This is a genomic window from Allobosea sp. P2_B12 (assembly GCF_056404835.1).
In genome coordinates this window covers 1-21,334 of the sequence record NZ_JBFUDG010000005.1, presented here as the reverse complement: position 1 = coordinate 21,334, position 21,334 = coordinate 1, and the positions used below count along the sequence as shown (strand labels likewise).

Here is a 21,334-nt window from a genome sequence, read left to right as displayed (position 1 = left end):
ATGACGATGAAGCTCTCCACCTATCTGATGTTCGACGGCAATTGCCGCGAGGCCTTCACGCTCTACCAGACCGTGCTCGGCGGCAATCTGGCGGCGATGATGGACCACAGGGGCACGCCGGCCGAGGAGCATGTGCCGGAGGCATGGAAGGACAAGATCCTGCATGCCTGCCTGGAGATCGAGGGCCAGCTGCTGATGGCCTCGGACGCGCCGCCCGAGCGTAGCGACGGCCCGATGCGCAGCGTCTCCGTCTCGGTCAATGTGCCCGAGGTCGCCGAGGCTGAGCGCATCTTCGCCGGCCTGGCGGAAGGCGCGACGATCATGATGCCGATGGCCGAGACCTTCTGGTCGCCGCGCTTCGGCATGCTGCGCGACCGCTTCGGCACGAGCTGGATGGTCGGCGCCGACATGCCCGCGGACCAGGCCAATTGCGGCTGAGCCGCCTACCATTTTTCGTCATGGTCGGGCTTGTCCCGACCATCCACGTCTTCGACCATCGAGCACTGTGGCCAAGACGTGGATGCTCGCCACAAGGGCGAGCATGACGGTGGAGGTGTCTCAGCCCAGCACCGCCCAGGCAATCAGCCCCGCGATCACCCAGAGCGCGTAAGTGCCCCAGCGGTTGCGCTGGGCTTCGGCCCGGCCAATCGCGGCGACGCTGCGCTCGTCGAGCGAAAAGCCGTGGCGCGAGGCGTCCTCGAGCTGGCCGAGCACGCGTTCGGCCCGGCTGAGCGTCTCCGGCAAGCGGACAAGGCTGCCGAACAGGGATTGCGCGCCCCGCCCCGCCTCCTCGACTCGCCCCAGTGGGCCGAGATTGCGGGCGATCCAGTCGCGCACCACCGGCTCCGCCGTCGTCCACATGTCGAGATGCGGGTCGAGCGTGCGCGCGACGCCCTCGACCACCACCATGGTCTTCTGCAGCATGACGAGTTCGGTGCGGGTCGCCATGTCGAACATGCCGGTGATCTCGAACAACAGCGTCAGCACCTTGGCCATCGAGATCTGGTCGGCGCTCTTGTCGTGGATCGGCTCGCCGACGGCACGGATCGCCTGGGCGAAATCGGCGACGTCGTGATGACCCGGCACATAGCCGGCCTCGAAATGCACCTGGGCGACGCGGCGGTAATCGCGCGTGATGAAGCCGAGCAGGATTTCGGCGAGGAAGCGCCGCTCCTTCAGGCCGAGCCGGCCCATGATGCCGCCATCGACCGCAACCAGCCGCCCTTGTGCATCAACGAACAGGTTTCCCGGATGCATGTCGGCATGGAAGAAGCCGTCGCGGATCGCATGTTTCAGGAAGGACTGGATGACGTTGCGCCCGAGTTCCGGCAAATCATGGCCGGCGGCGCGCAGCCCGTCGATGTCGGACAGCCGGACGCCGTCGATCCATTCATCGACCAGCATTTCGCGCGCGGTCAGCTGCCAGTCGGGCTGCGGCACCCGGAAATCGGCGTCGTCCTTGGTGTTCTCGGCGAATTCGGAGAGCGCAGCGGCTTCCAACCGCAGATCCATCTCCATGGTGACGGAGCGCGCCAGCGTCTCGACCACGCCGCTCATGCGCAGCCGGCGGGCCTCGGCCGAGCGGCTTTCGGCCAGTTCGGCGCCAAAGCGCATCGCACCGAGATCGCGATGAAAGCGGTCGCGGATGCCGGGCCGCAGGATCTTGACCGCGACCTCGCGGCCGTCCGCGAGCCGGGCGCGATGCACCTGCGCGATCGAGGCTGCCGCGACCGGCTCGCTGAATTCGGGGAAGATGGCCGCGAGCGGTTGCCCATGCGCCGCCTCGACGATGGCGCGGGCTTGCGCTGTCGGGAAGGGCGGCATCCGGTCCTGCAGGGCCGAGAGATCCGACGCGATCTTCATGCCGACGACATCGGGCCGCGTCGCCAGGAACTGGCCGAACTTGACATAGGACGGTCCCAGCCGCGTCAGCGCAGCCGCAAGCCGCGTCGCCGAGGTGCCGGCGCCGCGCCGTTCGATCAGCCGCCCGAGCCGGATCAGCCCGCGCGCCAGTGGCGGCAATACGGACGGATCGACCAGCGCCAACGCGCCTTCCCGGGCCAGCACGAAGCCGACGCGGGCGGTACGCGCGAGATGGAACAGCGAGGAGATCATGCGGCGATCGTCATGGTCGGGCTTGACCCGACCATCTCATGACCGGAGGGCGCTGGTTTCCGAGATGCTCGGGTCGAGCCCGAGCACGACGCGACGCCCACGATCACAGCTTCCAGCCCGAATGCAGCGCCACGACCCCGCCGGTCATCGGCGTGTATTTGGCGCGGCGGAAGCCGGCGGCCTCGATCATGCCCGCGAAAGCCTGCGGGCGCGGGAACTTCCGGATCGATTCGACGAGGTACTGGTAGGGCTCGGCCTCGCCCGTCACCATCCGGCCCATCGGCGGGATGACGTTGAAGGAATAGGCCTCATAGACCTTGTCCAGCAGCGGCACATCGACATGGCTGAATTCGAGACACAGGAAGCGCCCGCCGCGCTTGAGCACGCGATAGGCTTCCGCCAGCGCCTTGTCGATGCGCGGCACGTTCCTGATGCCAAACGCGATCGTATAGGCGTCGAACTGGTTGTCGGGCAGGCCGAGTTCCTCGGCATTGCCCTGGACGAAACGAATCCGGTCGTCATCGGGAAAGCGCTTGGCGGCGCGGTCGCGGCCGACGCTGAGCATCTCGGCATTGATGTCGAGCACCGTGACGTCGGTCTGCGGCCCGCCGGCTTCCAGCACCGAAAACCCCACGTCGCCGGTGCCACCCGCGACGTCGAGATGGTGAAAGGGACGGTCCTTGGCCGGATTGACCGCGGTCAGGAGCGCGCTCTTCCAGGCCCGATGGAGGCCCGCCGACATCAAATCGTTCATCAGGTCGTATCGACCCGCGACTTTGTGGAAGACATCGTCGACCTTGGCCTGCTTCTCGCTGAGCGGCACGGTCTCGAAGCCGAAATGGGTGGTGTCGGGGGCTGCTGTCACGATCAGGCTGGCCTTGTGCAAAATCTGTCTTGTTTTCGCCTGTGGCGATGCATAGCCAAACCAGCGGGGCTTGTCGCGGGCCCTTTCGACGCAAGGCTTTACGAAGGTCGTTTCTGATGCCCGAGCTTCCCGAGGTCGAAACCGTCCGGCGCGGGCTGGAGCCCGCCATGCTGAGGCAGGTCTTCGCCCGTATCGAGCAGAACCGGCCCGATCTGCGCTTTGCCCTGCCCGATCGCTTCGTCGAGCGCCTGACCGGGCGGCGCATCGAGGCCCTGTCGCGCCGCGCGAAATACCTCATCGCCGATCTCGACGACGGGCAGGCGCTGATCATGCATCTGGGCATGAGCGGGCGTTTCGTTGTCGAGGCGCCCGGCACGCCGCCTGTCGAGCCCGGAGCCTATTACAACGAGATCGGCCGCCACCTGATCCACGACCATGTCGTCTTCCACATGGGGTCTGGCGCCCGCATCACCTACAACGACGTCCGCCGCTTCGGCTTCATGGACCTCGTCCCGCGCGCCGATCTCGCCACATCCCGGCACTTCGCCGGCATGGGCATCGAGCCGCTCGGCAACGAACTCTCGGGCGAGACGCTGGCCAGGCTGTTTGCGGGCAAGTTCGCCCCGCTGAAGGCCGCCCTCCTCGATCAGCGGCTCGTGGCAGGCCTGGGCAATATCTATGTCTGCGAGGCGCTGTTCCGGGCGGGGCTCCACCCGGAAGCCGAAGCGGGCTCGATCGCGACACCGACCGGCCGGCCGCGTCGCGTCGCGCATGAACTGGCGCGGATCATCCGGGAGGTGCTGGAGGAGGCGATCCTGTCTGGCGGCTCGACGCTGCGCGACTTCGCCCATGCCGACGGCTCGCTCGGTTATTTCCAGCACCGTTTCAGGGTCTATGACCGCGAGGGCGAGCCTTGCACGGCGCCGGGTTGCGGCATGATGGTGAAGCGGCTGGTCCAGTCCGGCCGCTCGACCTTCTATTGCGAGAGCTGCCAGCCGCGCGCGGTCGGACGCGGCTGAGCTGAGCCCCTTAACGCTTTGGCTGCTCCGGGAATTGGGGCTTTGAGTCGTCGTCGATCTCGCTCAGGGCCGGCCGGCTGATGCAGGCAAGCCCTCGATCTTTCTGATGGAACGGCCGGCCGATCCGGCCGACCTGCCGGGGCCGTTGCCGTCAGGCCTGCCGCTCGACGAGAGCCGCGAGCTGTGCCGCCACCGTGCCCCAGCCGTCATGGAAGCCGAGTTCCTCATGCTTGGCCCGGTCGGCGCCGTCCTTGTGCATGACATACGCCCCGTACTCGGTTCCGAGCGGATGATCCTTCAGCGTGATCACGGCGGTGATGAAGCCGCGCGGCGCAGGGCGCCAGCCGCCGACCAGCATGTTGGTGAAAACGATGCGTTCAGCCGGATCAACCGCCAGAAAGCAGGCGTCGAGATGGGGAGAAAAGGCGCTGCCGCCCTCGCTCATCAGCGTCTCGAAGGCGCCGCCCGCTCGCAAATCCATCGCCGCGACCCGGCATGTGGCGGGTGCGGGAATCCACCATTGCTCGAAGCGCCTGGGATCGGTCCATGCGGCCCAGACGGCGGCGCGGGGCGCTTTGATAATGCGCGACATCGTTAGATCGAGATCGGGCGATGGGGTCATGATGACGGGCGAGAGGGGCATGGTGATGTGTCCTGCATGGTGATGACGAATTGCTCCAGCCGGTCGGCCCGGCCTTCCCAGATGGCCCGCTGCTGCGAGAGCCAGGTCTCGATGGTGGCGAAACGCTGCGGCTCGATGCTGCAATGGCGCACGCGCCCGGTCTTCTGCGTGCGGATCAGGCCGCTGCCCTCAAGCAGGCGGATATGTTTCATGAAGGAGGGCAGGGCCATGTCGAAGGGCCGGGCCAACTCGCCGATGCTGGCCGGCGCGCGGGCGAGCTGTCCGAGCACCGCGCGGCGTGTCGGGTCGGCGAGCGCCTGGAAGAGGTCGCTGAGCTCTTCGGAAAACTGATCCATAAAGCTAAGTATCAGATGCCAACACTTATCTCAAGAGCTAACTATTGGCCTATGTCACGCGGCTCCCATGCCGCCTTGCGCGGGCGCGCATGGACCGCCGCCCGCCGCCCCGCTAAAGCTCTGCCGGAAGAGATCATCCGGGAGGCCGCCATGGCTTATGAGACCATTCTCGTCGAGACGAAGGGCAAGGTCGGCGTCATCACGCTGAACCGGCCGCAGGCGCTGAATGCGCTCAACGGCCAGCTCATCGCCGAGATCAACACCGCGCTGGACGAATTCGAGAGGGATCCGGCCATCGGTTGCATCGTCCTGACCGGGTCGGAGAAGGCTTTCGCCGCTGGCGCCGACATCAAGGAAATGCAGTCCCGGACCTACCCCGAGACCTATCTCGACGACAAATTCGCCGAGTGGGACCGCGTCAGTCAGCGCCGCAAGCCGATTATCGCAGGCGTCGCGGGCTTCGCGCTCGGTGGCGGCTGCGAACTCGCCATGATGTGCGATTTCATCATCGCCGCCGATAACGCCAAGTTCGGCCAGCCCGAGATCAATCTCGGCGTCATCCCCGGCGCCGGCGGCACGCAGCGTCTGACCCGGGCGATCGGCAAGGCCAAGGCGATGGATCTCTGCCTCACCGGCCGGATGATGGACGTCAACGAAGCCGAACGCGCCGGGCTGGTGGCCCGCATCGTCCCGCTTGCCGATCTGATGGCCGAGGTGATGAAGGCGGCCGACGCCATCGCGGCGAAGTCGCTGCCTTCGGTGCTGATGGCGAAGGAGACGGTCAACCGCGCCTTCGAGGTCACGCTGGCCGAAGGCGTGCGCTTCGAGCGCCGCCTGTTCTCCTCGCTGTTTGCGACGCAGGACCAGAAGGAGGGCATGGCCGCCTTCGCTGAGAAGCGGAAGCCCGACTTCAAGAACAGCTGACAAGCCCGTCCGACATGAGAGATCTGCAATGACCATGACGATCAAGAGCCCCGAGGGGCTCACGCTGCCTGTTTATGCCGATGTCGAGACGGCAGCCGGGCGCATCAAAGGCGTGGCCCACCACACGCCGGCCCTGACCTCGCGCACCGCCAATGAGCGCACCGGCGCCAACCTGGTCTTCAAGCCCGAGAACCTGCAGCGCATGGGCGCCTTCAAGTTCCGCGGCGGCTACAATGCCATCGCGGCGCTCTCAGCCCAGCAGAAGAAGGCCGGCGTCGTCACCTTCTCCTCCGGCAACCATGCCCAGGCCATCGCCTATGCCGGCCGGCTGCTCGGCGTGCCCACGACCATCATCATGCCGCTGGATGCGCCTGCGGCGAAGGTGGCGGCGACGCGCGGCTATGGCGCCGAGATCATCACCTATGATCGCTACAGTCAGGACCGGCTTGCGATCGGCACCGAGCTTGCGCAGACGCGCGGCCTCTCGCTGATCCCGCCTTACGACCATCCCGACGTCATCGCCGGCCAGGGCACGGTCGCCAAAGAGTTGATCGAGGATGCGGGCCCGCTCGACATCCTGCTGGTCTGCCTCGGCGGCGGCGGGCTTCTGGCGGGCTGCGCGCTGGCGGCCAAGGCGCTGAACCCGAGCTGCCGCGTCTTCGGCGTCGAGCCGGAAGCGGGAAATGACGGCCAGCAATCGCTGCGCTCGGGCAAGATCGTCAAGATCGCCGTGCCCAAGACCATCGCGGACGGCGCCCAGACGCCCTTCCTCGGCGACTACACCTTCCCGATCATCCAGGCTCTGGTCGAAGACATCGTCACGGTCAGCGACGACGCCCTGGTCGCGGCGATGCGCTTCTTCGCCGAGCGGATGAAGCTCGTTGTCGAGCCGACGGGCTGCCTCGCGGCCGCAGCGGCCTTCACCGGCGCGGTCCCCGTCGAAGGCAAGCGCGTCGGCGTCATCATCAGTGGCGGCAATGTCGATCTGGCGAGCTATGCCCGCTTCCTGGCCCCTTCGGGCTGAAACAGCCGAGTATGATGCAATTCTGCGTCGACGCGGCAATTCTGCGTTGACGGGAACTGAGCTTGCGACTATACGCCACCAACTCGCGACGGCCCGCGAAAGCATCGGTCGGCGCTCACGCATTTCCATCACGGTAGCGGTCGGACCCCGCCAGGCAATTCGCCAGGCGCCCGAACGCGATGAAGCAGACGAGGACGTATCCGATGGCCAATACGACGTCGGCCAAAAAGGCGACGCGCAAGATCGAGCGCCGCACCGAGGTCAACAAGGCGCGCCGTTCGCGGATGCGCACCTTCCTCCGCAAGGTCGAGGAGGCGATCGCCTCCGGCGACAAGGGCGCCGCCGCCGACGCCTTGAAGGCCGCCCAGCCCGAGATCATGCGCGCGGCCCAGAAGGGCATCGTTCACAAGAACACCGCCTCGCGGAAGGTCTCGCGCCTGGCGCATCGGATCGGCGCTCTCGCCTCCTGATCGCCGCCTGCGACACATCAAATGATGGTTTGAAAAAGCCCGGCCTCGCGCCGGGCTTTTTGCTGTCTGCAAGCCGGCTCGTTGCGCTTCTGCAACACTCCCCCGATCATCAAATGGGAGCGTCGGAGAGCACGATTCCGTAACGTTTCCGAAGCTTTAGGGACTTGACTCCCGGGAGCCTTTCAAGGTCGCAAATAGGCCATTTGGACGGCCGGGACCGCGCAGTGAAAGCGCTTATTTTTCATGAGTTTAGCGGGCAAAGGATTTCTCCTCCGGGAATCATGGCGACTCAGGGGCACCGCGCCGGCCCGCCCGAAAAAAAAGATTCGGGTCCCTTGCTGCATCGGCCTGGTAAAGAAAATCTTAAGTCCCACAGGCAATTGAGAGCCGGCTGCCGGTAGGTCACGAAGCCCCCTGCAAGGGGTGACTCCGGGGAGCCGGACGAAGGGGATATTGCAGCCCTTCGAGAGCGCCCTGTAAGGTCTTTTTCAACGCCGGTCGGACAGCGATGGCCACCCGGCGTTTCCACAAGATTATCGGTTTTTGGCTCGCGACCTGGAGGTTGGAGGATGCGGCTCTTTGTCTTGATAAGCTGAGATGAAGTGCGGCTTCGTCCTACGACGAGCCATTCAAGCCTAATCGATCATATCGGATCGGGGAACCGGCGGGCGGTCACGCTCGCGGGAACCCTTCTCCTTTGACCGGACAGAACAGCACCGGTCCGGCGGCCACTTCGTGGCCGTCGTGGCCAGGCGCGTGAATTTTCGAAGAAATGGGGCAAATGATGTTCGAGCGGCAGCAAATGGGCGAAGCGGTAGAGGTTGCGTCGGCGTCGATGGTGGCAGCGCTGGTGGAATCGCGGCCGGCCGATTTGGATCCTGTGCCGGTGGCGATGCAGGCCTCTCCGGCGGAAGCCTGGGACCGCGTGCGGCGGCGTCTGCGGGCTGAGCTTGGCGAGGACGTGTTCTCGAGCTGGTTCGCCCGCGTCGAGCTCGGCGCCATCGTCGATGGCGTCGCCTATCTCACCGTGCCGACCCGCTTCCTGAAGAGCTGGCTCGAGGCCCATTATGCCGAGCGGCTGCGGGTCAACTGCATGGCCGAGCTGCCCGGCCTCAACGGCATCATGCTGTCGGTGCGCCAGGTTTCCCGCGACATGTCCCAGCAGCCCCCGGCCGAGATCGTCGCCCTGCGTAGCCGCCCGGCGACCGCCGCCCCCGCCGAGCCCAGGCCCGTCCAGGCTGGCCTCCGGGCCGAGCCCTGCGAGCGTGATCTGGTCGATGCCTGCGGCACGCTGCTCGACCGCCGGATGAACTTCCAGGCCTTCATCGTCGGCAAGTCGAACCAGCTCGCCTTTGCCGCGGCCGAGCGCATCGCGGCGGCACCGGCCGGCACCGCGCCCTACAACCCGCTCTACATTCATGCCGGCGTCGGGCTGGGCAAAACGCATCTGCTCCAGGCGATCGCCCAGGAGGCGCGCAGCCAGGGCAAGCGCGTCGCCTATTTCACCGCGGATCGCTTCATGTACGGCTTCGTCGCCGCGCTGAAGTCGCAGACGGCTCTCGCCTTCAAGGAGAAGCTGCGCGGCATCGACCTGCTCGTCGTCGATGACGTCCAGTTCATCCAGGGCAAGTCGATCCAGCAGGAGTTCGGCCACACGATCAACGCGCTGATCGATGCCGGCAAGCAGATTGTCGTCGCCGGCGACCGGCTCGCCAATGATCTCGAAGCCCTGGACGAGCGCATCCGCTCGCGTCTCGGCGGCGGGCTCGTGGTCGAGGTCGGCGATCTCGACGAGGCGCTGCGGGCCAAGATCCTGGCGAACCGGCTGGAGACGCTGCACGCCGCCCATCCGAACTTCCACGTCAATCCCGATGTGGTGTCCTATGTCGCCCGCGTCGTCGCCACCAATGGCCGCGATCTGGACGGCGCCGCCAACCGCCTGCTCGCCCATGCGACGCTGTCGGGCCAGCCGGTCTCGCTGGAGACGGCGGAGGCTGCGATCCGCGATCTGGTGCGCACCCGCGAGCCGCGCCGGGTCAAGATCGAGGACATCCAGAAGCTGGTCGCGACCCGCTACAATGTCAGCCGCGCCGACATCCTCTCGGAGCGCCGCACCGCCGCCGTGGTCAAGCCGCGCCAGATCGCGATGTATCTCTCCAAGGCGCTGACGCCACGCTCCCTGCCCGAGATCGGCAGGCGCTTCGGCGGGCGTGACCACACCACGGTCCTCCACGCCGTCCGCAAGATCGAGAAGGCGATCACCGAGGATCGCTCGCTGCATGACGAGGTCGATCTGCTGAAGCGCATGCTGCAGGAGTGAGCGCCCGTCGTAGCGGTCCTGGCGCCGCCCCCGGTAGGTGGGCGACGCTTCTCGGCCGTGCGACATTTGGCCGTGCGATCTTTGACTGTGGGCTGAAGCGGCCGCTGCCCTTGCGCCTGCCGCCGGGCTCCGGCAATGTCGCGGGCCATTCCGCCGCCCGCGCACTCGCTGCGGGCGCCAGCACGCCAGAAGACTAAAACGCGATGAAGGTCACTGTCGAACGTTCCACCCTGCTGAAGTCGCTGGGCCATGTGCATCGCGTGGTCGAGCGCCGCAACACCATTCCGATCCTGTCGAACCTCCTGCTCAGCGGCACCGAAGCCGGCCTGAAGCTGAAGGCGACCGACCTCGACATCGAGGTGGTCGAGACGGTCGCGGCGGATGTCGCCGAGCCCGGCGCGACCACGGTGCCGGCCCATACGCTCTACGACATCGTGCGCAAGCTGCCCGACGGCGCCCAGGTTTCGCTCGAGACCACCGGCGAGACCGGGCTCGTGCTGCGCTCGGGCCGCTCGCGCTTCCAGCTCCAGACCCTGCCGGAGAGTGATTTCCCCGACATCACCGCCGGCGAGATGGCGCATCGCTTCTCGCTGCCATCGGGCGAGTTCAAGCGCCTGATCGATAAGACCCAGTTCGCGATCTCGACCGAGGAGACGCGCTACTACCTCAACGGCATCTATCTCCACACCATCGACGTCGACGGGCGCCCGGTCCTGCGCGCTGTTGCGACCGACGGACACCGCCTGGCCCGCGTCGATACGGCTGCACCGCGGGGTGCCGTCGGCATGCCCGGCGTCATCGTGCCGCGCAAGGCCGTCTCCGAAATCCAGAAGCTGCTCGAGGATGGCGAGAGCGAGGTCACGATCGAACTCTCCGCCACCAAGATCCGCGTCGCCACCGCCGATGTGGTGCTGACCTCGAAGCTGATCGACGGCACCTTCCCCGATTATCAGCGCGTCATCCCCTCCGGCAACGACAAGCGCCTGACGGTCGACAGGGGAGATTTTGCGGCCTCCGTCGACCGCGTCTCGACGATTTCCTCCGAGCGCGGCAGGGCCGTGAAGCTCTCCATGGCCGATGGCCGGATGACGCTCTCGGTGACCAATCCCGATTCCGGCTCGGCGACCGAGGAGATCGAGGTCGATTACGATGCGAGCCCGCTCGATATCGGCTTCAACGCCCGCTATCTGATGGATATCGCCGCCCAACTCGATGGCGACACGGCCTTGCTCAAGCTCGCCGATCCCGGCTCGCCGACCGTGATCCAGGATCGCGAGGGGGCGTCGGCGCTCTATGTGCTGATGCCGATGCGCGTCTAGGCAGCTTTGCTGCCATGGCCGCCGTCGCGCGCCTGATCCTCCAGGATTTCCGTTCCTACAAGGCCCTCGATCTGACGATCGGGGGCCACGTCATTGCGCTGATCGGTGAGAACGGGGCCGGCAAGACCAATATCCTCGAAGCGCTCTCGCTGTTCTCGCCCGGTCGCGGCCTGCGCCGGGCCGATCTCGCCGACATGGCCCGTCAGGATGGCGACGGCGCCTTCGCCGCATCGATCACGCTCGGCGAAGACGGTTCGCGGCTCGGCGTCGGGCTGGGTCCTGCCGATGCCGAGGGCAAGCGGGCAAGGCTGACCCGGATCGACGGCGCCCCTGCCGGCTCGGCGCTCGCCTTCAGCGAGCACCTGCGCGTCGTCTGGCTGACGCCGGATCTCGACGGCCTGTTTCGCGGCGCGGCCGGCGACCGCCGCCGTTTCCTCGACCGGCTGGTCCTGGCGGTCGACCCCGCCCATGCGGCGCGCTCGAACGCGCTGGAGCGGGCGCTACGCTCGCGCAACCGCATTCTCGAGGAGAATCCCGGCCAGATTCAGTGGCTCGACGCGATCGAACGCGAAATCGCCGAACTTGGCGTCGCGGTGGCGGCCGCACGAGCCGAGACGGTCGCGCGTTTGTCGGCGATCATCGCCGAGACGCGGGACGAGGCCTCACCCTTCCCCCATGCCGGCATCGCGCTGTCCGGCGAGATCGACCTTCTCGTCTCACGCGGCGCGGCGCTCGACGCCGAGGACGGCTACCGGGCGCTGCTGCGCCAGGGCCGCGCCCGCGACCGCGCGGCAGGCCGGACCCTGACCGGCCCGCAGGCCTCGGACCTCGAGGTCCGCCACGGCCCCAAGGGCATTCCGGCAGGCCAAGGCTCGACCGGCGAGCAGAAAGCCTTGCTGATCGGTCTCGTCCTCGCCCATGCCAGGCTGGTCGCGGCCATGAGCGGCCTGAGCCCACTCGTCCTGCTCGACGAGATCGCCGCCCATCTCGATCCGCGCCGGCGTGCGGCGCTCTATGAGGGGCTGACGGCGCTGGGCTGTCAGGTCTGGATGACGGGTGCGGATCCGGCACTGTTTTCCGAGCTCCCGCAGGGCTCGCAGAGGCTGGCGGTCAGGACGGGACAGGTCGAAAGCCTCGATTGAAATGTCCTTGGCCGCTGCCGTGGCGTCATGGTTGATCACCGGTTAACCATTCCGTGCCAGTTTCTTCAGCCATGCAGCCGTCCCCGAACATGTTCTCGACGTCGGAGAAAGAGGTCGCGAGCCGTCTGCTCGCGCTGCTGACGCCGCATTTCGATTCCTCGATCGAAAAGCTCTACAGTTCGACCTTCGGTCGCGACAAACTCAACCAGGATCGTCAGCTTCATGGCGACGAGCAGGCAAAGTACCGCCTGCTCTTCAGCCTGCAGTTCGATGAGCGCTACGTCGCCGCCAAGCGGCGCATCGTCGCGCGCGCGAACCGCAACGACATCGCGCTCGCCGACTACCCGCTGTTCTTTCTGGAGGATTTTTCCAACTTTTCGGCGGTGATCGTCTCGCGCTGGAAGCGGCGCTGGGGGCCGATCGACGAGGCGCTGCGCGTCTTCTGCAAGCTGATGCTGACGGATATCTCCTACTCCATCGCCCGTTTCGACGAGGCGATCGACCTGCAGACGGCCGAACGGATCGGACTGGTCGAACAGGCTTTCCGAAACGGCATCGCCGAGCGCATCTCCGCGATCGAGGTGAGCATGGGCGATATTTCCGGCTTCTCGAGCGAGCTGTCGGCAAAGGCCAGCGAAACACTGTCTGCCGTCGCCGAAACCCAGCGCAGGCCCGAGCAGGTCGCGGCCTCCGTGGCCGAGATCGTCTCCGCCACCCGTGCCTTTGGTGCGTCCTGCGCCGAGATCACGGTCGAGACGGCGCAGTCCAGCCGGGCGGCGGACGAGGCCGGCGCCGGCTGCGAGGCCATCGCCAGCAACGTCGCCATGCTGCGTCAGGCCAATGGGCGGATCGGCAATGTCGTCGAGCTGATCCGTAACCTCGCGGCGCAGACCAATCTGCTCGCGCTCAATGCCACCATCGAGGCTGCACGGGCCGGCGAGGCCGGGCGCGGCTTCGCCGTGGTGGCCGCCGAGGTCAAATCGCTGGCAACGGCGACGAACAGCGCCATCGAAACGATCCGCCACGGCATCGACGAGGTGGTGAGCGCGAGCCTCGCCATCGACGGCGCGGTCGTGCAGCTCGGCAGCACCATGCAAGCGATGCAGGCCAGCGCCCGGCTCGTGGCCCAATCGGCCGAGGGCCAGCATGAGAGGATCGAGGCGGTGGCGGCCCAGGCCGAGACCTCCTCCCTCGGTGTCGATGAAATCGCGCGCCATGCCGCATTGGTCGAAGGGCTCGCTGGAGAAGCCGCCGACCTCGCCCGGCAGACCGATGAACGCATCAAGGCGACCTCCCGCCTGGCCCAGGATCTGGAGCGCTCGATCGCCACGTTCCTGGGCGAGGTCGCGCAGGCGCGCACCGAGAGGCATCGCAGCGTCCTGCGGGACGCAGGCTGAGCCTCATGCTCGTCGCCGCGGGAGGGCTCGATCTCGCCTTCGCGCTGTTTCATCTCGCATTCTGGCGCCTGTTCGACTGGCCGGGCCGCTTGGCTCCGGCAGGGCGCCTCAATGCCGCGATCACCCAGACGCTCAATGCGATGCTCGCCTTCGTCTTTTGCGCCTATGGAGCGGCGCTGATCTGGCAGTCTCTCAACACTGGCGCCGGTTCCTGGCTGCTGCCACTCGCGGGGGCGCTGTTCTGGCTGCTGCGGCTGGCGTTGCAATTCGTCTGGTTCGATCTGCGCCCGTTCGCCTCGCGTGCGATCACGGCGATCTTTGCCCTGGCTGCGGTGCTTCATGCGGTGGCCGCGCTGGGCTGAGGCTTTCCATCGGCGCCCACCTCGGGCAAACCCTCATCCATGCCGCAGCCCTTCGAATCAGACGCCCGCGCGATCCTCAAATCCGTCTTCGGCTATGATGATTTCCGCCCCGGCCAGTGGGAGGTGATCGAGGCCGCGCTGCGCGGGCAGGACGTCTTCGCGGTGATGCCGACCGGCTCGGGCAAGTCGATGTGCTACCAGCTGCCGGCACTCGTCGCGGGTGGGCTGACGCTGGTGGTCTCGCCGCTGATCGCCCTGATGCGCGATCAGGTCGGGCAGTTGACGCGGGCCGGCGTCGCCGCCGCCTCGCTCAACTCGATGAACAGCGAGGCCGAGGCCACCGAGGCCTGGGACAGGCTGAATTCGGGCGATCTGCGCCTGCTCTTCGTCTCGCCGGAGCGGCTGGCGGGCGACGGGCTGGTTTCACGCCTGCGCCGTCTCGGCGTGACGCGGCTTGCCATCGACGAGGCCCATTGCGTCTCGCAATGGGGCCATGATTTCCGCCCCGAATACCGCCTGCTGGCCAAGACGCGGGAAGCCCTGGGCGGCGTGCCGGTGACGGCGCTGACCGCGACCGCCGACCGCCAGACGCGCGACGACATCGCCCAGCAGCTGTTCCCGAAGCCGCCACACTTGGTGGTGCATTCCTTCGATCGGCCGAACCTGAAGCTCGCCTTCGCGCCGAAGGACCAGCCGCGGCGCCAGATCGACGAGTTCCTGCGCAGCCATCGCGGCGGCTCGGGTATCGTCTACTGCTCCTCGCGCAACCGCACCGAGAAGCTCGCCGACGGCCTGCGCGAGAAGGGCTGGAACGCGCTGGCCTATCATGCCGGGCTCGATCAAAGCGTCCGCAACCGCAATCAGGACATCTTCCTGCAGGAGGACGGCGTCGTCGTCTGCGCCACCATCGCCTTCGGCATGGGCATCAACAAGCCCGATGTCCGCTTCGTCGTCCATGCCGACATGCCCGGCTCGATCGAGAGCTACTACCAGGAGATCGGCCGCGCCGGCCGCGACGGGCTGAATGCGGATACGCTGACGCTCTACGGCATCGACGACATGTCGCTGCGCCGCCGCCAGATCGACGAGAAGGCGATCGACGACGAACGCCGCCGCATCGAGCACAAGCGCCTCAACGCGATGATCGATCTCTGCGAATCCGCGCTCTGCCGTCGCAGCGCGCTGCTGGCCTATTTCGGCGAGGAGACGCAAAGCTGTGTCCACGGCAACGCGCCGATCCGCTGCGATCTCTGCGGCACGGATGCGCCGGAACTGGCCGATGCGACGCTCGACGCCCGCAAGCTGCTCTCGGCCGTGGCGCGCTCGGGCCAGCGCTTCGGCGCCGCCCATCTCGCCGACATCCTGACCGGCACGGCAACCGACGCGATCCGCCGCCAGAACCATGATGGGCTGAAGACCTTCGGCGTCGGCCAGGACAAACCCAAGAGCGCCTGGACCGCGCTGACCCGCAAGCTCTTCGCCGCCGGCGCGCTCGCCGAGGCCAGCACCGAGCATGGCGGCTTCTGCCTGACGGAGAAGGGCGAGGACATCCTGTTCGGCCGCGAGGCCATCGCGCTGCGCGCCGACCCCTATGCCGACCGCCGCACGCGCCGCGCCGGACGCGAGGCCGCGCGCGCCGACGGTCTCGACGAGGGCACCGCCGGCCTGTTCGAGCATCTGCGCCAGTTGCGTCTGTCGCTCGCCCGGGAGGAGGGTGTCGCCGCCTATATCATCTTCACCGACCGCACCCTGATCGCGATGGCCCGCGCCCGGCCGGCAGGGCTGGAAGAGATGCGCGCGATCGAGGGTGTCGGCGAGCGCAAGCTCACCCAATATGGCGAGACCTTCTTGGAGGCGATCGCGGGTTTTTCCGGCTGATTTGCCCACTCCACGCGCACGCACGCGTAGGCGCGTGAAAAAGCCGTCTTCACCCCCTATATTCGTGATACGAATCAAGACGATCGCGGGCGCCTGCGCGCCTGCCGAAGGACCTTCCCATGAACGATGCTGCCCGCGACCTTGAAGACGCTGCCTATGGCGCCGATTCCATCAAGGTTCTCAAAGGCCTGGATGCGGTGCGCAAGCGCCCCGGCATGTATATCGGCGATACCGACGACGGCTCCGGCCTGCACCACATGGTCTATGAGGTGGTCGACAACGCCATCGACGAGGCGCTTGCCGGCCATGCCGATCTCGTCACCGTGACGCTGAATGCCGAGGGTTCGGTCACCGTGACCGACAATGGCCGCGGTATCCCCACCAATATCCACACCGAAGAGGGCATCTCGGCAGCCGAGGTCATCATGACCCAGCTCCATGCCGGCGGTAAGTTCGACCAGAATTCCTACAAGGTCTCCGGCGGCCTGCACGGCGTCGGCGTCTCGGTGGTGAACGCGCTATCGGTCTCGCTGAAGCTGCGCATCTGGCGCGGCGGCAACGAGCATTTCATGGAGTTCCGCCATGGCGATGCGGTCGCTCCGCTCGCCGTCGTCGGCCCGGCCGGGGACAAGCGCGGCACGGAGGTGACCTTCACCCCGTCCCAAGAGACGTTCACGATGATCGAGTTCGACTACAAGACGCTCGAACATCGCCTGCGCGAACTCGCCTTCCTCAATTCCGGTGTGCGCATCGTGCTGACCGACGCTCGCCGTGCCGAGGTGGTGCGCGAGGAGCTGATGTATGAGGGCGGCGTCGAGGCCTTCGTGCGCTATCTCGACCGCGCCAAGACGCCGGTTATCAGCCAGCCGATCATGCTCTCCAACGAGAAGGACGGCATCACCGTCGACGTCGCGCTGTGGTGGAACGACAGCTACCACGAGAACGTGCTCTGCTTCACCAACAACATCCCGCAGCGCGATGGCGGCACCCATCTCGCCGGCTTCCGCGCGGCGCTGACGCGCCAGGTCACCGGCTATGCCGAAAGCTCGGGCATCTCGAAGAAGGAGAAGGTCTCGCTGACCGGCGACGATTGCCGCGAGGGCCTGACCGCGATCGTCTCGGTGAAGGTTCCCGACCCGAAATTCTCCTCGCAGACCAAGGACAAGCTGGTCTCTTCCGAGGTCCGTCCGGTCGTGGAGAACGTCGTCAACCAAGCGCTCTCGACCTGGCTCGAGGAACATCCGAACGAGGCCAAGACGATCGTCGGCAAGGTCGCGGAGGCAGCCGCCGCCCGCGAGGCCGCCCGCAAGGCCCGCGACCTCACCCGCCGCAAGGGCGCGCTCGACATCGCCTCGCTGCCGGGCAAGCTCGCCGATTGCCAGGAGAGGGATCCAGCCAAATCCGAGCTCTTCATCGTCGAGGGTGACTCGGCCGGCGGCTCCGCCAAGCAGGGCCGCGCCCGCGAATATCAGGCCGTCCTGCCACTGCGCGGCAAGATCCTCAACGTCGAGCGGGCGCGCTTTGACAAGATGCTGTCCTCCGAACAGGTCGGTACGCTGATCACGGCGCTCGGCGCCGGCATCGGCCGCGAGGAGTTCAATATCGAGAAGCTGCGCTACCACAAGATCATCATCATGACCGACGCGGACGTGGACGGCTCCCATATCCGCACCCTGCTGCTGACCTTCTTCTACCGGCAGATGCCGGAGGTGATCGAGCGCGGCCATCTCTTCATCGCGCAGCCGCCGCTCTACAAGGCGGCGCGCGGCAAGAGCCATGTCTACCTGAAGGACGAGCGCGCGCTCGAGGACTACCTCGTCGAGACCGCGCTGGACGGCGCCGTCTTCAAGACCAATGGCGGCGTCGAGCGCGGCGGCTCGGACCTGCGCGCCCTGATCGAGGAGGCGCGCGGCATCCGCTTCACGCTCGGGCAGCTCCATTCGCGCTATGACCGCCGCGTCGTCGAGCAGATGGCGATCGCGGGTGCGCTCCGGCCTGTTTCCGAGGAAAATGAACAGCAGGCCAACGAGGCCGCGGCCAAGGTCGCCGCGCGCCTCGATGCGATCTCGGACGAGCTCGAGCGCGGCTGGGAAGGCAAGGCGAGCGAGGGCGGCTTCCTGTTCTCGCGCATGGTGCGCGGCGTGAAGCAGGTCGCGGCCGTCGATTCAGGCCTGCTCGCCAGCGCCGAGGCCCGCAAGCTCGATGCGGCGGCGGTCTCGCTGCAGGAGGCCTATTCGAAACCCGGCGTGCTCAGCCGCAAGGGCGACGACCAGGCCGTCAACGGCCCGACCGATTTGTTCGACGCCGTGACCGCCATCGGCAAGAAGGGCGTCTCGCTGCAGCGCTACAAAGGTCTCGGCGAAATGAACCCGGACCAGCTCTGGGAAACCACGCTCGACCGCGACGTCCGCTCGCTGCTGCGCGTCAAGAACGACCAGAACGACGAGGCCGACGATCTCTTCGTCAAGCTGATGGGCGACGTGGTCGAGCCGCGCCGCGAATTCATCCAGAGCAATGCGCTGAACGCGACCGTCGATACCTGAGCGGCCGTCCACAAGCCCGTATTCGAGAATGCTTCGGCGGCGCCGCGTGAGCGCCGCCGCCGATATCGCTCCCCTCAACCCGCCTTCCTGAACTTCGCCGCTTCTTCGGAGCCGGTCGTGGCGTTGCCGGCGCTGTAGGAATGGGCGCCCGCGCCAGCCAGCCTGCCGCCATCGACGATCAGATATTCGTCGCGGATCGGGCGCTTCTCGAACCAGCATTCGAGGATCTCGCGCACGCCGGCGGCATAGCGTGTCTGGGCCGAGAGCGAGGTGCCGGAGATATGCGGCGTCATGCCGTGATGCGGCATCGTCCGCCAGGGATGGTCCTTTGGCGCCGGCTGCGGGAACCAGACGTCGCCGGCATAACCCGCGAGCTGGCCGGATTCGAGCGCGCGGGCGATGGCGTCCCGGTCACAGAGCTTGCCGCGCGCCGTGTTCACGAGATAGGCGCCACGCTTGAACAGCTTGAGCATCGGCTCGTCGATCATGTGCTCCGTCTCCGGATGGAGCGGGCAGTTGAGCGTGACCACGTCGCAGACCTTGATCATGTCCTCGACTGTCGGGTGCCAGTGCAGGTTCAGCTCCCTCTCGACCTCCGCCGGCAGGCGATGCCGGTCGTAATAGTGCAGGTGCATGTCGAAGGGTTTCAGGCGGCGCAGCACGGCAAGACCGATGCGGCCGGCGGCGACGGTGCCGACATGCATGCCCTCGACATCATAGGAACGCGTCACGCAGTCGGCGATGTTCCAGCCGCCCTTGACCACCCATTGATGGGAGGGAATGTAGTTGCGCACGAGCCCCAGGATCATCATGACGACGTGCTCGGCGACGCTGATCGAGTTGCAATAGGTCACCTCGGCGACCGTGACGCCGCGATCGATCGCGGCTTGCAGATCGACATGGTCGGAGCCGATGCCGGCGGTCAGCGCAAGCTTCAGCTTCGGCGCCTTGGCGATGCGTTCGGCGGTGAGATAGGCCGGCCAGAACGGTTGGGATATGACGATCTCGGCATCGTGGAGTTCGCGCTCCAGCACGGAATCGGGGCCGTCCTTGTCGGACGTTACGACGAGCGTATGGCCGAGTCCTTCGAGGTATCTGCGCAGGCCGAGTTCGCCCGAGACGCTGCCGAGCAGCGTGCCGGGCTGGAAATCGATCGCCTTGGGGGTCGGCAGCGTCTGGCCGCCGGGATAGCGATCGATCTTCGGCAGATCGTCCCGCGCATAGGTTTGCGGGAATCCATCGATCGGATCATCGTAAAGAACACAAACGACCTTTGCCATATCGAACTCCCTTGAGCATGAGGCAAGGGAAAACGCTCGACCACCAGATGATGGCCGTTGCTATCGAACCAAGATCGAAATCACCGGGGTCAGAAAATCGGCGACGCGATCGAATATTGCTGCTCGGCGTTTCCCCGTTCGACTGCTTGCAAGCTATTCTTCATGTATGGCCTGCATCGAACATCTACGATGCTCGTGCTTTCGACGGGTCAAATCCAATGAAAGTTTTGGAAGGGTTGATAGCTTATGCCGATGATGAAGGCCCGATCGCAGCGCTCAACTCGCGCTCGAAATCGATGTCAGCGACACTGTTGATCAGCGCCTCGGCCATGGGTGAGGACGGTTCACGATCCGACAGGACGAGCCCAACCGCCTGATTATGGGCCGGTTCGACGAGATCGAGCGCAACGAGATCAGCAGCGCCGCCGAAAATATAGAGGAAGGTGTGCGGGACGATGCTCGCCCACTCGCCCTGACGCAGATGCGAACACACGGCCAGGAAGGAATTGCTGACAACGGTCGGGTTGATCGCGATACCGATCGAAGAGGCCAGTTGATTGATGATCCGCCGGTTTTGCATGTCCTCGCTGAGCAGGCAGAGCCGCTCGGCCGCGGCCTCCTTCCATGTCAGTGAGATCCGCCCCGCGCAGGGGTGTGTCCGGTGGACGACGAAGACGAAATGCTCGCGGTAGAGCGGCAGCCGCCGAACATGCTCGATGGGCTCATTGTCGAGATAGGTCATCCCGCCATCGATCTCGAAGGCCTCCAGCCCCCGTTCGATCGCGCGCGATGTCATCGACAGAATCTCGATCTTCGCAGCCGGATGCGCTGCGGCGAAACGGGCCGTCAGGAACGCGATGGACGGCATCGCGGCAGGAATGACGCCCAACCGCAACGTGCCGGTGAGTCCGCGCCGCAGCCCGGTCAGATCCTCGCGCAGACTGGCGTAGTCGGCCAGGATCAGCCGGCCCCAGGAGAGCAGTTTTTCGCCTTCCGGCGTCAGGCCGACGAATTTGTGGCTCCTGACGACCAGTCTAGCACCCAGATCCTCCTCAAGGCGGCGGATCGCGGTCGACAGCGTCGGCTGAGCGATGTTGCAGGCCTCGGCGGCGCGGGCGAAATGGCGCTCGCGGGCGAGGGCGACGAAATAGGACAGCTGGCGAATGAGCATCGAGCCTACCTTCCCATCGATCGCTAGTACCAGATCACGACGGCAAACGACGCGGCCGTTGTTGACGAGGCGGCGAAGGAATCCGGATATGAGCTCGCGCAAGCGGCTGGGCGTCGCGCGCCGCTGAACACGGACCACCCGGTCGCCTCGACCACCGCTCCGGTGTGACCGATGCCGGGCCGCTCGCCGTGCCTGGGCCCTCAGGTCGCCTCGTTTGGATCACGCAGCGCGGCGGTGGCTGCCGTGCGGCTGATAGGTCGCCGCGGTCCCCGCGCCCTCCTGCCCGGTCTTGAAGGCTGCGACGAGGTCGTTGAGCTGTCCGATGCGGGAGGAGAGCGAGGCGGCCGACGCCGCGCTCTGCTCGGAGAGGGCCGCGTTCTGCTGGGTCATCTCGTCGAGATGGGCCACCGCCTGGCTCATCTCGTCGATGCCGTTGGCCTGCTCGCCGGCGGCCGAGGAGATGTCGGCGATGGTGGCGGCGACCTTGCGGGAATGGCCGAGGATCTGGCTCAGCTGGTCGCCGGCCT

Annotated in this window: 18 protein-coding genes and 1 pseudogene; 12 read left to right on the top strand and 7 right to left on the bottom strand. The window is 66.4% G+C overall.

The genetic code is table 11. The annotated features are described in order from the left end of the window. Positions 1–6 precede the first annotated feature (6 nt). Positions 7–438, top strand: coding sequence for a VOC family protein (locus AC1DYU_RS13810; RefSeq protein ID WP_476792121.1), 432 nt, complete (start codon positions 7–9; stop codon positions 436–438). 120 nt (positions 439–558) lie between these two features. On the opposite strand, the gene ubiB is transcribed toward AC1DYU_RS13810, so the two are convergent. Together ubiB and ubiE are read right to left on the bottom strand one after the other, a co-directional pair. Then, complete coding sequence (ubiB, locus tag AC1DYU_RS13805) at positions 559–2,115, bottom strand: 2-polyprenylphenol 6-hydroxylase (protein WP_476792120.1); 1,557 nt, start codon at positions 2,113–2,115, stop codon at positions 559–561. Between the two features lie 103 nt (positions 2,116–2,218). Beyond that, positions 2,219–2,980 (bottom strand): bifunctional demethylmenaquinone methyltransferase/2-methoxy-6-polyprenyl-1,4-benzoquinol methylase UbiE, encoded by a 762-nt coding sequence (gene ubiE / locus AC1DYU_RS13800; protein ID WP_158482787.1) that lies wholly within the window; start codon positions 2,978–2,980, stop codon positions 2,219–2,221. Positions 2,981–3,096: 116 nt separating this feature from the next. On the opposite strand from ubiE, the gene mutM reads away from it, so the two are divergent. After that, on the top strand, positions 3,097–3,999 hold the full coding sequence (gene mutM, locus AC1DYU_RS13795) for a bifunctional DNA-formamidopyrimidine glycosylase/DNA-(apurinic or apyrimidinic site) lyase (RefSeq protein WP_476792119.1): 903 nt from the start codon (positions 3,097–3,099) through the stop codon (positions 3,997–3,999). A 151-nt stretch (positions 4,000–4,150) separates the two neighbouring features. Here the strand turns inward: mutM and AC1DYU_RS13790 are convergent, their stop codons facing one another. Continuing rightward, on the bottom strand, positions 4,151–4,642 hold the full coding sequence (locus AC1DYU_RS13790; protein ID WP_476792118.1) for an SRPBCC family protein: 492 nt from the start codon (positions 4,640–4,642) through the stop codon (positions 4,151–4,153). Continuing rightward, on the bottom strand, positions 4,618–4,977 hold the full coding sequence (locus AC1DYU_RS13785) for an ArsR/SmtB family transcription factor (RefSeq protein ID WP_476792117.1): 360 nt from the start codon (positions 4,975–4,977) through the stop codon (positions 4,618–4,620). Before AC1DYU_RS13785 ends, AC1DYU_RS13790 begins: the two co-directional genes overlap by 25 nt. A gap of 150 nt (positions 4,978–5,127) precedes the next feature. Here AC1DYU_RS13785 and AC1DYU_RS13780 point away from each other — a divergent pair, with 150 nt between their 5' ends. From AC1DYU_RS13780 to gyrB, 10 genes are all read left to right on the top strand, one after another. After that, positions 5,128–5,901 (top strand): enoyl-CoA hydratase, encoded by a 774-nt coding sequence (locus AC1DYU_RS13780; protein ID WP_476792116.1) that lies wholly within the window; start codon positions 5,128–5,130, stop codon positions 5,899–5,901. Positions 5,902–5,935: 34 nt separating this feature from the next. After that, on the top strand, positions 5,936–6,925 hold the full coding sequence (locus AC1DYU_RS13775) for a threo-3-hydroxy-L-aspartate ammonia-lyase (RefSeq protein ID WP_476792398.1): 990 nt from the start codon (positions 5,936–5,938) through the stop codon (positions 6,923–6,925). Positions 6,926–7,128: 203 nt separating this feature from the next. Next, positions 7,129–7,395 (top strand): 30S ribosomal protein S20, encoded by a 267-nt coding sequence (rpsT, locus tag AC1DYU_RS13770; protein WP_054210349.1) that lies wholly within the window; start codon positions 7,129–7,131, stop codon positions 7,393–7,395. A gap of 892 nt (positions 7,396–8,287) precedes the next feature. After that, positions 8,288–9,715: a chromosomal replication initiator protein DnaA gene (dnaA, locus tag AC1DYU_RS13765; RefSeq protein WP_476792397.1), complete on the top strand. Its 1,428-nt coding sequence runs from the start codon at positions 8,288–8,290 to the stop codon at positions 9,713–9,715. Positions 9,716–9,918: 203 nt separating this feature from the next. Then, positions 9,919–11,034: a DNA polymerase III subunit beta gene (gene dnaN / locus AC1DYU_RS13760; protein ID WP_476792115.1), complete on the top strand. Its 1,116-nt coding sequence runs from the start codon at positions 9,919–9,921 to the stop codon at positions 11,032–11,034. A gap of 14 nt (positions 11,035–11,048) precedes the next feature. Next, a complete protein-coding gene (gene recF, locus AC1DYU_RS13755; RefSeq protein ID WP_476792114.1) occupies positions 11,049–12,176 on the top strand; it encodes a DNA replication/repair protein RecF in 1,128 nt (375 codons plus the stop codon). Between the two features lie 71 nt (positions 12,177–12,247). Beyond that, positions 12,248–13,573: a methyl-accepting chemotaxis protein gene (locus tag AC1DYU_RS13750; protein WP_476792113.1), complete on the top strand. Its 1,326-nt coding sequence runs from the start codon at positions 12,248–12,250 to the stop codon at positions 13,571–13,573. A 5-nt stretch (positions 13,574–13,578) separates the two neighbouring features. Next, positions 13,579–13,935, top strand: coding sequence for a hypothetical protein (locus AC1DYU_RS13745; protein WP_158482794.1), 357 nt, complete (start codon positions 13,579–13,581; stop codon positions 13,933–13,935). Positions 13,936–13,974: 39 nt separating this feature from the next. Next, positions 13,975–15,813, top strand: a complete 1,839-nt coding sequence (recQ, locus tag AC1DYU_RS13740) for a DNA helicase RecQ (RefSeq protein ID WP_476792112.1) — start codon at positions 13,975–13,977, stop codon at positions 15,811–15,813. Positions 15,814–15,932: 119 nt separating this feature from the next. Next, entirely contained in the window at positions 15,933–18,356 is a 2,424-nt protein-coding gene (gyrB, locus tag AC1DYU_RS13735; protein ID WP_476792111.1) for a DNA topoisomerase (ATP-hydrolyzing) subunit B, read from the top strand. 74 nt (positions 18,357–18,430) lie between these two features. On the opposite strand, the gene AC1DYU_RS13730 is transcribed toward gyrB, so the two are convergent. The 3 genes and pseudogenes from AC1DYU_RS13730 to AC1DYU_RS13720 form a co-directional block, all read right to left on the bottom strand. Continuing rightward, positions 18,431–19,636 (bottom strand): NAD-dependent formate dehydrogenase, encoded by a 1,206-nt coding sequence (locus AC1DYU_RS13730; RefSeq protein ID WP_476792110.1) that lies wholly within the window; start codon positions 19,634–19,636, stop codon positions 18,431–18,433. 244 nt (positions 19,637–19,880) lie between these two features. Continuing rightward, positions 19,881–20,807: a LysR family transcriptional regulator gene (locus tag AC1DYU_RS13725; protein ID WP_476792109.1), complete on the bottom strand. Its 927-nt coding sequence runs from the start codon at positions 20,805–20,807 to the stop codon at positions 19,881–19,883. Positions 20,808–21,026: 219 nt separating this feature from the next. After that, positions 21,027–21,334: pseudogene (locus AC1DYU_RS13720) on the bottom strand (hypothetical protein); the annotation flags it as partial.

Bases quoted from the DNA above. Each gene is read 5' to 3' on its own strand.
- AC1DYU_RS13775 (WP_476792398.1), top strand. From the start codon at position 5,936: ATGACGATCAAGAGCCCCGAGGGGCTCACGCTGCCTGTTTATGCCGAT.
- AC1DYU_RS13790 (WP_476792118.1), bottom strand. From the start codon at position 4,642: ATGCCCCTCTCGCCCGTCATCATGACCCCATCGCCCGATCTCGATCTA.
- AC1DYU_RS13810 (WP_476792121.1), top strand. From the start codon at position 7: ATGAAGCTCTCCACCTATCTGATGTTCGACGGCAATTGCCGCGAGGCC.
- AC1DYU_RS13750 (WP_476792113.1), top strand. From the start codon at position 12,248: ATGCAGCCGTCCCCGAACATGTTCTCGACGTCGGAGAAAGAGGTCGCG.
- gyrB (WP_476792111.1), top strand. From the start codon at position 15,933: ATGAACGATGCTGCCCGCGACCTTGAAGACGCTGCCTATGGCGCCGAT.
- rpsT (WP_054210349.1), top strand. From the start codon at position 7,129: ATGGCCAATACGACGTCGGCCAAAAAGGCGACGCGCAAGATCGAGCGC.
- AC1DYU_RS13745 (WP_158482794.1), top strand. From the start codon at position 13,579: ATGCTCGTCGCCGCGGGAGGGCTCGATCTCGCCTTCGCGCTGTTTCAT.
- AC1DYU_RS13780 (WP_476792116.1), top strand. From the start codon at position 5,128: ATGGCTTATGAGACCATTCTCGTCGAGACGAAGGGCAAGGTCGGCGTC.
- dnaN (WP_476792115.1), top strand. From the start codon at position 9,919: ATGAAGGTCACTGTCGAACGTTCCACCCTGCTGAAGTCGCTGGGCCAT.
- ubiB (WP_476792120.1), bottom strand. From the start codon at position 2,115: ATGATCTCCTCGCTGTTCCATCTCGCGCGTACCGCCCGCGTCGGCTTC.
- mutM (WP_476792119.1), top strand. From the start codon at position 3,097: ATGCCCGAGCTTCCCGAGGTCGAAACCGTCCGGCGCGGGCTGGAGCCC.
- dnaA (WP_476792397.1), top strand. From the start codon at position 8,288: ATGCAGGCCTCTCCGGCGGAAGCCTGGGACCGCGTGCGGCGGCGTCTG.
- recQ (WP_476792112.1), top strand. From the start codon at position 13,975: ATGCCGCAGCCCTTCGAATCAGACGCCCGCGCGATCCTCAAATCCGTC.
- AC1DYU_RS13730 (WP_476792110.1), bottom strand. From the start codon at position 19,636: ATGGCAAAGGTCGTTTGTGTTCTTTACGATGATCCGATCGATGGATTC.
- AC1DYU_RS13725 (WP_476792109.1), bottom strand. From the start codon at position 20,807: ATGCTCATTCGCCAGCTGTCCTATTTCGTCGCCCTCGCCCGCGAGCGC.
- AC1DYU_RS13785 (WP_476792117.1), bottom strand. From the start codon at position 4,977: ATGGATCAGTTTTCCGAAGAGCTCAGCGACCTCTTCCAGGCGCTCGCC.
- recF (WP_476792114.1), top strand. From the start codon at position 11,049: ATGGCCGCCGTCGCGCGCCTGATCCTCCAGGATTTCCGTTCCTACAAG.